The sequence below is a fragment of the Caballeronia sp. M1242 genome (assembly GCF_017220215.1).
GTDB lineage: Bacteria > Pseudomonadota > Gammaproteobacteria > Burkholderiales > Burkholderiaceae > Caballeronia.
On sequence record NZ_CP071129.1, the window covers coordinates 127,967 to 139,465 of the forward strand.

The following is an 11,499-nucleotide window of genomic DNA, read 5'->3' on the forward strand; positions in this document are numbered from 1 at the left end:
GGCAGCGGTCGAGCGCGCGGATTCGGAAACAACCCGGCGCACGACCGGGGCAGAAGCGGAAAGCAAGCAGGCAAGCACGCAAGCAGGCGCACATAGAGCAAGAGGCACCAGAATGGCAACGCGTAATGCAACCAACGCACGCGTCGAACTGGCCGGCGGCATACGCGGTCCGGAAGTCGAGCGCGATTTCGAATTCACCGTGGCGGACTTCGCCCGGATCCGTGAGCTGATTCATCGCCGCGCAGGAATTTCGCTGTCCGACCACAAGCGCGACATGGCCTACAGCCGGCTCGCCCGACGCCTGCGCGCCTGCGGCATGGACACGTTCAAGCAGTACCTCGACCGTCTCGAAGCCAACGACGACAACGCCGAGTGGGAAGCCTTCGTCAACGCGCTGACGACCAACCTGACGGCGTTCTTCCGCGAGTCGCATCACTTCCCGCTGCTCGCGGACTTCGTGAAGCGCCGCCAGCAGCCGGTGTCGGTGTGGTGCTCGGCGGCATCGACGGGCGAGGAGCCGTATTCGATCGCGATGACGCTCGTCGAGGCGCTCGGCGAGCAGGCCGCGCGGCACTGCACGGTGTTCGCGAGCGATATCGACAGCCAGGTGCTCGCCAAGGCGGACGCGGGCGTGTATTCGCTCGATCAGGTGAAGGCGATGCCGGTGGAACGCCTGAAGCGGTTCTTCCTGAAAGGCACCGGCTCGCACGCGGGCTTCGTCAAGGTGCGCCCGGAGTTGCGCTCGCTGGTGAACTTCGGCCGCGTGAATCTGACGGACGCGCGCTACGACGTGAAAGGCCCGTTCGACGCGATCTTCTGTCGCAACGTGATGATCTACTTCGACAAGCCGACGCAAAGCCAGGTGCTCTCGCGCTTCGAGCCGCTGATGAAGCCGGGCGGCCTGTTGTTCGCCGGTCATTCGGAGAACTTTACGTATGTGTCGCAGGCGTTCCGGCTGCGCGGCCAGACGGTCTACGAACTGACGCGCGACACGAAAGCGGCGGCCGCGCCGAAGCGCGTGCTCGCGGGAGAGCCGGCATGAGCGGGCTGCCGATCGCGTCGAATCTGTATTTCGACAACCATTTCAAGAAGCCCGGCGTGAAGCTGCTGCCGAACGAGTTCTACATGACGAGCGAAGACATGGTGCTCGTGACGGTGCTCGGATCGTGCGTGGCGGCGTGCATCAACGATCGCACGGCGGGCATCGGCGGCATGAATCACTTCATGCTGCCCGATGACGGCTCAGATCCGTCGCACGCGTCGTCGGACTCGATGCGCTACGGCGCGTATGCGATGGAAGTGCTCATCAACGAGCTCATCAAGCGTGGCGGACGCCGCGAGCGGTTCGAGGCCAAGGTGTTCGGCGGCGGCGCGGTGCTCGCCGGCATGACGACGATCAACATCGGCGATCGCAATTCGGAGTTCGTGCGGCGCTATCTCGCGCTGGAGAAGATTCGCATCGTCGCCGAGGACTTGCAGGGCATGCATCCGCGCAAGGTCGCGTTCATGCCGCGCACGGGACAGGTGATGGTCAAGAAGCTGAAGACGCAGCACGACCCGGTCGTCGTCGAGCGCGAGCAGGCGCTCGTGCAGCGCACGCCCGAAGAGCGCGCGGAACGGCTCGCAAGGGCGCGCGCGCGTGTGGAACTGTTCGGCGTGGAGCGCGCGAAACCCGCCGCGCCCGCGACCAAGCCGCGCGTCGAGCTGTTCGGCGCGTCGGGAACGGCGGCCGCCGCGCGGGCGATCAACGGAATCGCGCGGACGTCGCGCATCGCGAAGGCCGCGGAGGAGGCGTGAGCATGTTGAATGCATCGAATGGCGGCAAGGAAGCCGCGCCGAAGATCAAAGTTTTGTGCGTCGACGACTCGGCGCTCGTGCGCAGCCTGATGACGGAGATCATCAACTCGCAGCCCGACATGCACGTGTGCGCAACCGCGCCCGATCCGCTCGTCGCGCGCGAGCTGATCAAGCTGCATAACCCGGACGTGCTGACGCTGGATGTCGAAATGCCGCGCATGGACGGGCTCGACTTCCTCGAAAAGCTGATGCGCCTTCGGCCGATGCCGGTCGTGATGGTGTCGTCGCTGACCGAGCGCGGCAACGAAATCACGCTGCGCGCGCTGGAACTGGGCGCGGTGGACTTCGTCACGAAGCCGAAAGTCGGCATCCGCGACGGCATGCTGGATTACGCCGAGAAGCTCGCCGACAAGGTTCGCGCCGCTTCCCGCGCGCGCGTGCGGCAGATCGTGCATGCGGCGAGCGCGCCGAGCGCGCCGGGCCACGCTGGCGCGAAGCCCGCGCCGCTCATCAACAACCCGCTCGTGTCGACGGAAAAGCTGGTGATCGTCGGCGCGTCGACGGGCGGCACCGAAGCGATCCGCGAAGTGCTCGTGCCGCTGCCGCCCGACGCGCCTGCCGTGCTGATCGCGCAGCACATGCCGCCGGGCTTCACGAAGTCGTTCGCGCAGCGCCTGAACGGGCTGTGCCGCATCACGGTGAAGGAAGCGGAGCATGGCGAGCGCGTATTGCCGGGTCATGCGTATATCGCGCCGGGCCACGCGCACCTCGTGCTCGCGCGCAGCGGGGCGAACTACGTCGCGCATCTGTCGGATGCGCCGCCGGTGAACCGGCATCGTCCGTCGGTGGACGTGCTGTTCCGCTCGGCCGCGCAGCACGCGGGCAAGAACGCGATCGGCGTGATTCTGACCGGCATGGGCCGCGACGGCGCGGCGGGACTGCTCGACATGCAGCAGGCGGGCGCCTATACGCTCGCGCAGGACGAAGCGAGTTGCGTGGTGTTCGGCATGCCGCGCGAAGCAATTGCAATGGGCGGCGCAAGCGAGATCGCGCCGCTTTCTGAAATGAGCCGGCGCGTGATGACGCGGCTGGCATCGATGGGCGAACGCGTGCAGCGCGTCTGATTTAACTGAATTGAATTACGCGGTGTCACGCCGCACTGAGAACACACGGGAGCAATGATGGACAAGAACATGAAGATCCTCGTCGTCGACGATTTTCCGACGATGCGCCGTATCGTGCGCAATCTGCTGAAGGAGCTCGGCTATTCGAACGTCGACGAAGCAGAAGACGGCGCGGCGGGCCTCGCGCGTCTGCGCGGCGGCGGCTTCGACTTCGTGATTTCCGACTGGAACATGCCGAACCTCGACGGCCTGTCGATGCTGCAGCAGATCCGCGCCGACGCGACGCTCTCGCATCTGCCGGTGCTGATGGTGACGGCGGAATCGAAGAAGGAGAACATTATCGCGGCGGCGCAAGCGGGCGCGAATGGTTACGTGGTGAAGCCTTTCACGGCCGCCACGCTCGACGAGAAGCTCACCAAGATTCTCGAGAAGATGGCTAAAGCCGGGAGCTGATCGTGAACGATCTGACCACTGAACTTGCCGCCGTGGCAGCGGAGGCCGATAACGATTTTTCGAGCGACCGCATTCTCGCGCGCATCGGCCAATTGACGCGCACGCTGCGCGACTCGATGCGCGAACTAGGTCTCGACAAACAAGTGGAAGCCGCGGCGCAAGCCGTGCCCGACGCGCGCGACCGCCTGAAGTACGTCGCGACGATGACCGAGCAGGCGGCCGACCGCGCGCTCAACGCGATCGAGCTCGCCAAGCCGATGCAGGAAGCGATGCAGCGCGAAGCACAGGCGCTCGACGAGCGTTGGGCGCAATGGTACGGCGCGCCGCTCGCGCAGGGCGAGGCCGGCGAGTTGCTCGCGCAGACGCGCGGTTTCCTGCAAAGCGTGCCGGAAAAGACGCAGGCGACCAACGCGCAACTGCTGGAAATCATGCTCGCGCAGGATTTCCAGGATCTGACCGGCCAGGTGATCAAGAAGATCACGGACGTCGTATATCTGATCGAACAGCAATTGCTGGGCGTGTTGCTCGAGAACATCGCGCCCGAGCGGCGCGAGCAGTTCGCGGCGTCGGCGGCGGCGTTGATGTCGTCATCGACGGGTAGTCCGGAAAATCTTCTCAACGGACCGCAGATCAACCCGGAAGGGCGCAGCGACGTCGTGCAGGATCAGTCGCAAGTGGACGATCTGCTCGCGAGCCTCGGCTTCTAAGCCTTCCGGCTTCCTGACGCCAGGCGCAAAAAACGCGGAACGCCTCTTCGGATGCGTTCCGCGTTGTTGCGTCCGCGCCGGTTTCCGCCAGCGACGGCTGCTTTTAGCAAAGCATCTATCGACCGGGAACTTCTGGCCGACTTACTGTTCGATTCATCCGTCCCCAACGGCGCGGCGCATGCGCGTGACGCGGCCGTTTTTCGGGATTTGGCATACTGATGGCTATAGCATCCGTACGATGCTTGAATCCGCAGGGGTTCGCGGCTCCGTAAAACGGCGCTCGGGCCCGCCAGGCAACCATCCACAGGAATCGACAGGAGGCCCAGTGAAGGTACCGAAGCAACCCCGTCATGGGCATCTCAGGCTATCGTTGGCCTTTCTTGCAGGCGCGTTGAGCGTCTGCGCTGCCGCACCGGCGCGCGCGGCGCTCGGCGGCGCGCCGTTGAACGCGCCGCAAGGCGCCACCGCCGCCAACGCGGTCGTGCATGCCGCGACGGCGGCATCGGGCGCGTCCGGCGCATCGGCGGCATCGAACTACACCGTCCGCTCGACGACGCTCGCCAGCGGCACCGTCATCAACGAATACGTGTCGTCCGACGGCACCGTGTTCGGCGTCGCGTGGCGCGGGCCGCGCGTGCCGGACCTCGCGACCTTGCTCGGCAGCTATTTCCCGCAGTACCAGCAAGCCATGCTCGCGCAGCGCGCCGCGCGCGGCGGACGCGGTCAGGTGAGCGTGCAGGATTCGGGTCTCGTCGTGCATTCGGGCGGCCACATGGGCGCCTTCTCGGGTAGCGCGTACCTGCCGCAGTCTTTGCCCGCCGGCGTTTCCGCCAGCGACATCCAGTAAGCGACGGGAGAATCCGATAATGTTCACAACGACACCCGGCCTCGGCGCGGCATCTTCCCGGCGCGCCGGCAACGCGGCGCGCTGGCTCGGCGCGCTGTTTCTCGCGCTCACGCTCGCTGCATGCGGCGGCGGCAGTGACAACAATTCGAGTTCCAGCGGCGGCTCGTCCGGCGGCGGCAGTTCCGGCGGCGGCTCGTCCAGCACGGCCAACGCCCAGCCGATCACCCCGAACGGCACCAACGCGGTTCCCATCACGGTGAACGGCGGCGTCGCGAACTTCGTCAACATTCCGAATGTCTCGGTGACGGTCTGCGCGCCCGGCACGAATACCTGCCAGACCATCGACAACATTCAGATCGACACGGCTTCCTTCGGCCTGCGCATTCTGAGTTCGGCGGCGCAGTCGGTCATCGGCGCGCTCCCGGTGGCGAAGGCGCTCAACGGCGGACAACTCGCCGAGTGCGCCGGTTTCGCGGACGGCTACACGTGGGGCACCGTGCGGCAGGCGGACGTGCGAATCGGCTCGGAAGTGGCGAGCGGGCTGCCGGTGCAGATCATCGGCGACCTGGACGCGTCGGCGGCGCCCACCGGCATGAACGGATGCCCGTCGGGCAACGACGAGAACACCGTCGGCGAGATCGGCGCAAACGGCATTCTCGGCATCGGCACGCTGGCGCAGGATTGCGGCAGCAATTGCGCGACGACCCCGCTGAACGGCATGTACTTCTCGTGCACCAACGGCACGAACTGCACGGGCACGGCAGTTCCGGTCGCGCAGCAAGTGGCGAATCCCGTGCAGCGGTTCCCGGTCGACAACAACGGCGTCATTGTTCAGCTGCCGCCGGTTCCCGTCACGGGCGCGGCAAGCGCGAGCGGCACGCTGATATTCGGCATCGGCACGCAGAGCAACAACACGCTCACGGGCGTCACGCATCTCGGCACCGACGCGTACGGCGATCTCAGCGGCACGTACAAGGGCACGAGTTACCAGACGTTCTTCGACACGGGATCGAACGGCAACTTCTTCCAGGACAACTTCCCGCTGTGTTCGAGCACGAGCGTGTTCTATTGCCCGACGTCGCAGCAGTCGCTCACCGCGACCGTCTCGGGCACCGACGGCAATACGGCGACGGTGCCGTTCAGCCTCGTGAGCGCGCGCACGCTCACATCGGGCACCGGAAAGTTCGCGTTCAATAGCCTGGGCGGCCAGTTGGGCATGACCGGCTTGTTCGACTTCGGCATGCCGTTCTTCTACGGGCGCCACGTGTACGTCGGCTACGGTAGCGCGCCGTTCGTGGCCTTCTGACGAAGCTCGAATGACAAAAATCCGGCCCATGCGGCCGGATTTTTTTTCGCCTATTGCCCGGAGGAAGCCGGACGAGGCTTGCGCGGCGCGCGCTCGAAGAGCGGATCGTAGAGCCAGCGCGGCATCGCATGCAGCAGCATGCCGACGACGCGCATCTGCCACGGAAACGTCGCGTAGCGCGCTTTGCGGGCGATGGCATCGGCGGTTTTCGCGGCGAAGCGGTCCGCATCCATCAGAAACGGCATGCGATACGGATTGTGCGCGGTCATCTCCGAACGCACGTAGCCCGGCGCGATGGTCACGACCGAGACGCCCTGCGGCCGCATTTCCACGCGCAGCGCTTCCAGATACTTCGCCGCCGCCGATTTCGACGCGCTGTACGCGCCGGAGCCCGGCAGCCCGCGCACGCCCGCGACGCTCGCAATGCCGACGAGCGTGCCGCGCCGAGCGGCCGTCATCGACGCGATGAACGGTTCGAACGTCGCGACCATGCCGAAGTAGTTCACGTCCATCACGGCGCGGAACGTGTCGAGTTCGCCGTGGCCCGTGAGCGCGCCCTGACTGATGCCCGCGTTCGCGATCACGATGTCGGCCGCGCCGTGCTCCGCGATGAACCGGCGCGCGGCATCGGCGAGCGCGTCGGGATCGCGGACATCGGCGGGGTAAATGGAAATCGACGCCTTGGGATGGCGCGCGGCGAATGCCGCAAGAGACTCGGCGCGTCGGGCGACGAGGCCGAGCACGGCCCCGCGCTTCACGTATTCTTCGGCCAGTGCCAGGCCGATTCCACTCGACGCGCCGGTGATGAAAACCTTCAACGGAACTGCGTTCATACCGGCGTCAGGCAATTACATCTTTTTGTCGCGCACTTGCTGGACGAGGAAGTCCATCACCTGCGTCGTGCCGGGCAGACTGTTGGTCTGCGCCGGACCGGTCACGTACTTGCCCTGCACCACGACCGTCGGCACGCCGTCGATCTTGTAGTCCTGGAGCAGCTTGGCGTCGCGCTGAACGTCGCTCTGCGTCGAGAACGAGTTGTACGCGTCCATGTACTTCTTCTTGTCGACGCCTTGCGTAGCGAGGAAGTCGGCCTGCGCCTGCGGCGTCAGCAGATAGTTCTTCTTCACGTGGATTTCGTTGAACACGACCGGCGTGAGCTTCTCCGCGACGCCGAGCGCGACCAGCGCGTGATACATCTTCGAATGCGGGATGAAGTCGTCGCGGAACGCCACCGGCACGCGCTTGAACACGACGTCCGGGCCTTGCTTCTTCTCCCACGCCTCGATGTACGGCTCGAATTCGTTGCAGTGCGGGCAGCCGTACCAGAAGAACTCGATGACCTCGACCTTGCCCGCCGGCGCGCCGATTGGCTGCGGCGCCTGCATCACCGTGTAATCCTTGCCAGCAGCGGGAGCGGCCGATGCCGTGCCAGCGACGCTGATGGACGCGGCGGCAATGCCGAGGGAAAGGGCGAAGGCGCTAAAGAGTTTTTTCATGATCGAAGAAAGTGCAAAGGTGCGACGTGAAGGCTGACATGGCGGATGCGTCGCGGTTCTCAAGTGGGACATACGACGCTTAAGCCTGACTTAAGGCGCGCCGCGCTCATAACCGGCCGAGCACGCGGGCGCCGTCCCGCACGCGTTATTGCTTCGAAAAACGAATGACCGCCGTATCGACGCCTGCGTCGGACAGACGCTGACGCGCCGTGTTCATGTCCTCGAACTTGGCGAACGGACCGATACGCACGCGATAGTACGTCACACCGCCTGCATCGCGCTGCGTGACCTTCGATTCGAAGCCCTGAAAGCCCAGACGCGCGCGCTGCTGCTCGGCATCGGCCTGCGTCTTGTACGCGCCGACTTGCAGGAAATAGCCGGTGTTCACGTCGCCGGGCGCGGGCGGCGTGGTCTTGGCCGTGGCGGGCGGCGCGGAACCGTTCTTCGGCGGCGTCGCGGCGGTGGTCGAACTCGTCGAACTGGTCGAACCCGGCGCGGCTTCGGGCTTCTTCGCGATGGTCGGGCTCGCAGTGCGCGGCGCGGACGCCGTGCCGCCGCTCGGCGGGACTTCGACGATCTGCGGCTCGTCCAGCACGCCCGACGACTGCGTCTGGTTCGTGCTCTGGCCGGGCGCCGTGTTCGGCGGCGTGGGCTGCGCGGCTTGCGGCACCGCTTGTCCCGGCGACTTGCCTTGCAGCGGGCGATTCGGGTCGTACGGCTGCGCGGCGGGCGCGGAAGACGACTCCGCTGGCGGCGCGACCTTCGCGACGAATGGCGTGGGCGCACGTGTGATGTACAGCGCGACGATCACGGCGATCGCGAGTCCGACGATCAGACCGAGCACGATGCCGAGAAAGGTTCCCCCCGTTTGCTTCGACTGCGATTGCTTCGACGTGCGGCTTGGTTTTGCCATCGTATGAATCACCTGCAAAAAGTCTTCGAGTTGGCCGACGATTATAGCCGCCGCGTAACGCGCGCCCGCGCCAGGCTGCCGTCCGCGCACGCCGAAAGATTCACAAAGTTACAGGCGCGCGCGCGACGAAGAGCTCACGACGCCGCGCCGCCGATCACATCTTCTGCGGAGCCGACACGCCGATGGTCGCGAGACCGTTTTCAAGCACCTGACGCGTGGCCGCCAGCAGCGCGATGCGCGCCGTACGCTCCTTCTCGTCGTCCACGAGCACGCGCTCCGCATTGTAGAACGAGTGAAATTCACCAGCGAGGTCGCGCAGATAGAACGCGACCGCGTGCGGCGCGAGTTCGTCGGCGGCGTGCGCGAGCATGTCGGGGAACTCGGCGAGCTTGTTGAGCAACGCCATCGCGCGCGGGCTCGACAGCGGTTCGAGATCCGCCTTCGCCGCTTGCGCGAGGTCGCCGCCGTAGCGTTCCTTCCAGTCGTTGAGAATGGTGCAGATGCGCGCGTGCGCGTACTGCACGTAATAGACCGGGTTCTCGTCGTTCTGCTTCAGCGCGAGGTCAATGTCGAACACGAATTCGGTGTCGGCCTTGCGGGAGATCAGGAAGAAGCGCACGGCGTCGCGGCCGCGGCGGATCATCGCTTCGTCGAGCTGATCGGGCGCGGCTTCGCTGCCCGGCGTCATGCCGCCCGACCATTCGATCAGATCGCGCACCGTCACGTAGCTGCCCGCGCGCTTAGAGATTTTCACTTCCTGGCCGTCGCGCATGACCGTGACCATCTTGTGCAGCACGTAGTCGGGATAGCCCTTCGGAATGCCGATGCCGAGCCCTTGCAGCCCGGCCCGCACGCGCGCGATGGTGCCGTGGTGATCCGAGCCCTGCACGTTGATGACCTTGGTGAAGCCGCGCTGCCACTTGGTGACGTGATAGGCGACATCGGGCACGAAGTACGTGTACGTGCCGTCGGACTTCTTCATCACGCGGTCTTTGTCGTCGCCGTCGTCGGTGGTGCGCAGCCACAGCGCGCCGTCCTGCTCGTAGGTCTTGCCGGCGTCGATCAGCGCCTTCACCGTTTCTTCGACGCGCCCTTCCTTGTACAGCGACGACTCCAGATAGAACTGGTCGAACTTCACGCCGAACGCGGTCAGGTCCATGTCCTGTTCGTGGCGCAGATACGCCACCGCGAAATGTCGGATGGCTTCGAGGTCGTCCACGTCGCCCTTGCCTTTGACCGGCTCGCCGTCCTTGGCCGCCACCGTTGCGCCCGCCATGTAGTCACGGGCGATGTCGGCGATGTACTCGCCGTTGTACGCGGCTTCCGGCCACTCGGCGTCGCCCGGCTTGAAGCCGCGGGCGCGCGCCTGCGTCGAGATGGCGAGATTGCCGATCTGCACGCCAGCGTCGTTGTAGTAGAACTCGCGATGCACCGCGTAGCCTTGCGTCGCGAGCAGGTTCGAAAGCGCGTCGCCGAGCGCCGCCTGACGGCCGTGGCCGACGTGCAGCGGACCGGTCGGATTCGCCGACACGAATTCGACGAGCACGCGCTTGCCCGCATCGCGCGACGAACGGCCGTACGCCGCGCCTTCGCCGAGCACCGCCGGGATCACGTCTTGCTTTGCCTTCGCCGCGAGACGCAGGTTGATAAAGCCGGGACCGGCGACTTCCGCGCTCTCCACGAGCCCCTTCGCGGCCGGATGGCCGAGCACCGCATCGACGATCTGCTGAGCGAGTTGACGCGGGTTCGCGCGCAACGGCTTGGCGAGCTGCATCGCGACGTTCGACGCCACGTCGCCATGCGCCGCGACCTTCGGCCGTTCGAGCACGATCGCGGGCGCGACGAAAGCGGCTTCCGTTGCGCCTTGCGTGGCTTGCGCGACCTCTTTGACCGCGTCGGAGAGGAGCGTTTCCAGGGTTTCTTTGTGTGCGGGCAGCATGCTGATTGTGATCCAGTGGAGCGAATGCGCAGTGTCACGCGACAGGTGCGGGCGACGTAAAGCGCCGATTGACGCGGCTGATGAGCCGTTCGCCACGGCCTGCTTCAAGACGGGCCACGGCTGAAACCGGGAGTTTAGCAGGTGCTAAACTGTCTATTCAGGGTGGTTGTTCTGCAAAGATCGGCTTGCCGGCGCGGCTCGCATTCGCCCCGGCTGTCATCCAACAAAAGGAAAAGGACTGTCCCATGCTGATCACATTCAAAACCATGGCTGCACCGGATGTCATGATGCTCGACAACCTCGCCGAGTATCTGCTTCAGATCATCGGCAAGCAGCTGACCGAACGCGGCGTCATCACGCATGACGAACTGCCTGGCGCCATTCAGAAACTCGAAGCGGCGGTCGTCAGCGACAAGAAAGAGCGCGCCGAGCACGACGGCCATTTTCACGAAGGTGAACAAGGCCACGATCCGCACGAGATTCCCATCGGGCTCGCGCAACGGGCGTATCCGTTCCTGGACATGCTGCGTCTCGCGCAGAAAGAGAACAAGGACATTCTCTGGGGCGTCTGAGCGGGCGCATGAGCACCGCGCGGCTCAAATGAAAAACCCCGCATCGGCGACGATGCGGGGTTGTTTTCCTGCTGGCTTACTCGGGCGGCGCCGCTTACTGCGACTGACCGTTGCCCGGAGTCTTCGGCTTTTTGGGCGTCTTCGGCTTCTTCTTGTGTTCGGCCTGCGGCGGCGAGTACGACGATGCCTGCGTGGTGCTGGCCTGCGCGAACGCAGCCGAACTCGACGCTGCAAGCACTGCCGCGGCGATCGCGATGCTTACGGCGGACGTCATCTTCTTCATGCGACTTTCTCCGTGGCTAAAAAGTGCGTGGCCGCCGTCGTGGCGGTTCATCGCAGCGACAA

At 65.3% G+C, this 11,499-nt stretch carries 13 protein-coding genes; 8 read left to right on the forward strand and 5 right to left on the reverse strand.

Features of this window, described 5'->3' with window-relative positions; genetic code table 11:
- The first annotated feature begins 112 nt into the window (after nucleotides 1-112).
- The 7 genes from JYK05_RS00585 to JYK05_RS00615 all read left to right on the forward strand — a co-directional run bounded on the left by JYK05_RS00585 (nucleotide 113) and on the right by JYK05_RS00615 (nucleotide 6,234).
- Nucleotides 113-1,042, forward strand: coding sequence for a CheR family methyltransferase (locus JYK05_RS00585; protein WP_206467381.1), 930 nt, complete (start codon nucleotides 113-115; stop codon nucleotides 1,040-1,042).
- Complete coding sequence (gene cheD, locus JYK05_RS00590; RefSeq protein ID WP_206467382.1) at nucleotides 1,039-1,797, forward strand: chemoreceptor glutamine deamidase CheD; 759 nt, start codon at nucleotides 1,039-1,041, stop codon at nucleotides 1,795-1,797. Before JYK05_RS00585 ends, cheD begins: the two co-directional genes overlap by 4 nt.
- A gap of 2 nt (nucleotides 1,798-1,799) precedes the next feature.
- Nucleotides 1,800-2,921: a chemotaxis response regulator protein-glutamate methylesterase gene (locus tag JYK05_RS00595; RefSeq protein WP_175939055.1), complete on the forward strand. Its 1,122-nt coding sequence runs from the start codon at nucleotides 1,800-1,802 to the stop codon at nucleotides 2,919-2,921.
- A gap of 57 nt (nucleotides 2,922-2,978) precedes the next feature.
- Nucleotides 2,979-3,374, forward strand: coding sequence for a chemotaxis response regulator CheY (gene cheY, locus JYK05_RS00600; RefSeq protein WP_159837744.1), 396 nt, complete (start codon nucleotides 2,979-2,981; stop codon nucleotides 3,372-3,374).
- 2 nt (nucleotides 3,375-3,376) lie between these two features.
- The gene (gene cheZ, locus JYK05_RS00605; RefSeq protein ID WP_206467383.1) at nucleotides 3,377-4,081 is read left to right on the forward strand and encodes a protein phosphatase CheZ; all 705 of its coding nucleotides are present in this window, start codon (nucleotides 3,377-3,379) and stop codon (nucleotides 4,079-4,081) included.
- A gap of 325 nt (nucleotides 4,082-4,406) precedes the next feature.
- Entirely contained in the window at nucleotides 4,407-4,928 is a 522-nt protein-coding gene (locus JYK05_RS00610) for a DUF2844 domain-containing protein (RefSeq protein ID WP_206467384.1), read from the forward strand.
- Nucleotides 4,929-4,947: 19 nt separating this feature from the next.
- Nucleotides 4,948-6,234 carry a DUF3443 domain-containing protein gene (locus JYK05_RS00615; protein WP_175939061.1) on the forward strand — a complete coding sequence of 429 codons (1,287 nt, stop codon included), beginning with the start codon at nucleotides 4,948-4,950 and terminating at the stop codon, nucleotides 6,232-6,234.
- A gap of 50 nt (nucleotides 6,235-6,284) precedes the next feature.
- Here JYK05_RS00615 and JYK05_RS00620 read toward each other — a convergent pair whose 3' ends face one another.
- The 4 genes from JYK05_RS00620 to argS all read right to left on the reverse strand — a co-directional run bounded on the left by JYK05_RS00620 (nucleotide 6,285) and on the right by argS (nucleotide 10,582).
- Nucleotides 6,285-7,067: an SDR family oxidoreductase gene (locus tag JYK05_RS00620; RefSeq protein WP_175939063.1), complete on the reverse strand. Its 783-nt coding sequence runs from the start codon at nucleotides 7,065-7,067 to the stop codon at nucleotides 6,285-6,287.
- Between the two features lie 15 nt (nucleotides 7,068-7,082).
- Nucleotides 7,083-7,730, reverse strand: coding sequence for a thiol:disulfide interchange protein DsbA/DsbL (locus tag JYK05_RS00625; RefSeq protein WP_175939065.1), 648 nt, complete (start codon nucleotides 7,728-7,730; stop codon nucleotides 7,083-7,085).
- A gap of 145 nt (nucleotides 7,731-7,875) precedes the next feature.
- Nucleotides 7,876-8,643 (reverse strand): SPOR domain-containing protein, encoded by a 768-nt coding sequence (locus JYK05_RS00630; protein WP_206467385.1) that lies wholly within the window; start codon nucleotides 8,641-8,643, stop codon nucleotides 7,876-7,878.
- A 154-nt stretch (nucleotides 8,644-8,797) separates the two neighbouring features.
- Nucleotides 8,798-10,582 carry an arginine--tRNA ligase gene (gene argS / locus JYK05_RS00635; protein WP_206467386.1) on the reverse strand — a complete coding sequence of 595 codons (1,785 nt, stop codon included), beginning with the start codon at nucleotides 10,580-10,582 and terminating at the stop codon, nucleotides 8,798-8,800.
- Nucleotides 10,583-10,827: 245 nt separating this feature from the next.
- On the opposite strand from argS, the gene JYK05_RS00640 reads away from it, so the two are divergent.
- Nucleotides 10,828-11,154, forward strand: coding sequence for a DUF1840 domain-containing protein (locus JYK05_RS00640; protein WP_206467387.1), 327 nt, complete (start codon nucleotides 10,828-10,830; stop codon nucleotides 11,152-11,154).
- 94 nt (nucleotides 11,155-11,248) lie between these two features.
- Here JYK05_RS00640 and JYK05_RS00645 read toward each other — a convergent pair whose 3' ends face one another.
- Nucleotides 11,249-11,437 (reverse strand): hypothetical protein, encoded by a 189-nt coding sequence (locus JYK05_RS00645; RefSeq protein ID WP_175939072.1) that lies wholly within the window; start codon nucleotides 11,435-11,437, stop codon nucleotides 11,249-11,251.
- Nucleotides 11,438-11,499 lie beyond the last annotated feature (62 nt).

Excerpts from the sequence above, each read along its gene's own strand:
- JYK05_RS00585 (WP_206467381.1), top strand. The coding sequence starts at position 113 with ATGGCAACGCGTAATGCAACCAACGCACGCGTCGAACTGGCCGGCGGC.
- cheD (WP_206467382.1), top strand. The coding sequence starts at position 1,039 with ATGAGCGGGCTGCCGATCGCGTCGAATCTGTATTTCGACAACCATTTC.
- JYK05_RS00595 (WP_175939055.1), top strand. The coding sequence starts at position 1,800 with ATGTTGAATGCATCGAATGGCGGCAAGGAAGCCGCGCCGAAGATCAAA.
- cheY (WP_159837744.1), top strand. The coding sequence starts at position 2,979 with ATGGACAAGAACATGAAGATCCTCGTCGTCGACGATTTTCCGACGATG.
- JYK05_RS00615 (WP_175939061.1), top strand. The coding sequence starts at position 4,948 with ATGTTCACAACGACACCCGGCCTCGGCGCGGCATCTTCCCGGCGCGCC.
- JYK05_RS00620 (WP_175939063.1), bottom strand. The coding sequence starts at position 7,067 with ATGAACGCAGTTCCGTTGAAGGTTTTCATCACCGGCGCGTCGAGTGGA.
- JYK05_RS00625 (WP_175939065.1), bottom strand. The coding sequence starts at position 7,730 with ATGAAAAAACTCTTTAGCGCCTTCGCCCTTTCCCTCGGCATTGCCGCC.
- JYK05_RS00630 (WP_206467385.1), bottom strand. The coding sequence starts at position 8,643 with ATGGCAAAACCAAGCCGCACGTCGAAGCAATCGCAGTCGAAGCAAACG.
- argS (WP_206467386.1), bottom strand. The coding sequence starts at position 10,582 with ATGCTGCCCGCACACAAAGAAACCCTGGAAACGCTCCTCTCCGACGCG.
- JYK05_RS00640 (WP_206467387.1), top strand. The coding sequence starts at position 10,828 with ATGCTGATCACATTCAAAACCATGGCTGCACCGGATGTCATGATGCTC.
- JYK05_RS00645 (WP_175939072.1), bottom strand. The coding sequence starts at position 11,437 with ATGAAGAAGATGACGTCCGCCGTAAGCATCGCGATCGCCGCGGCAGTG.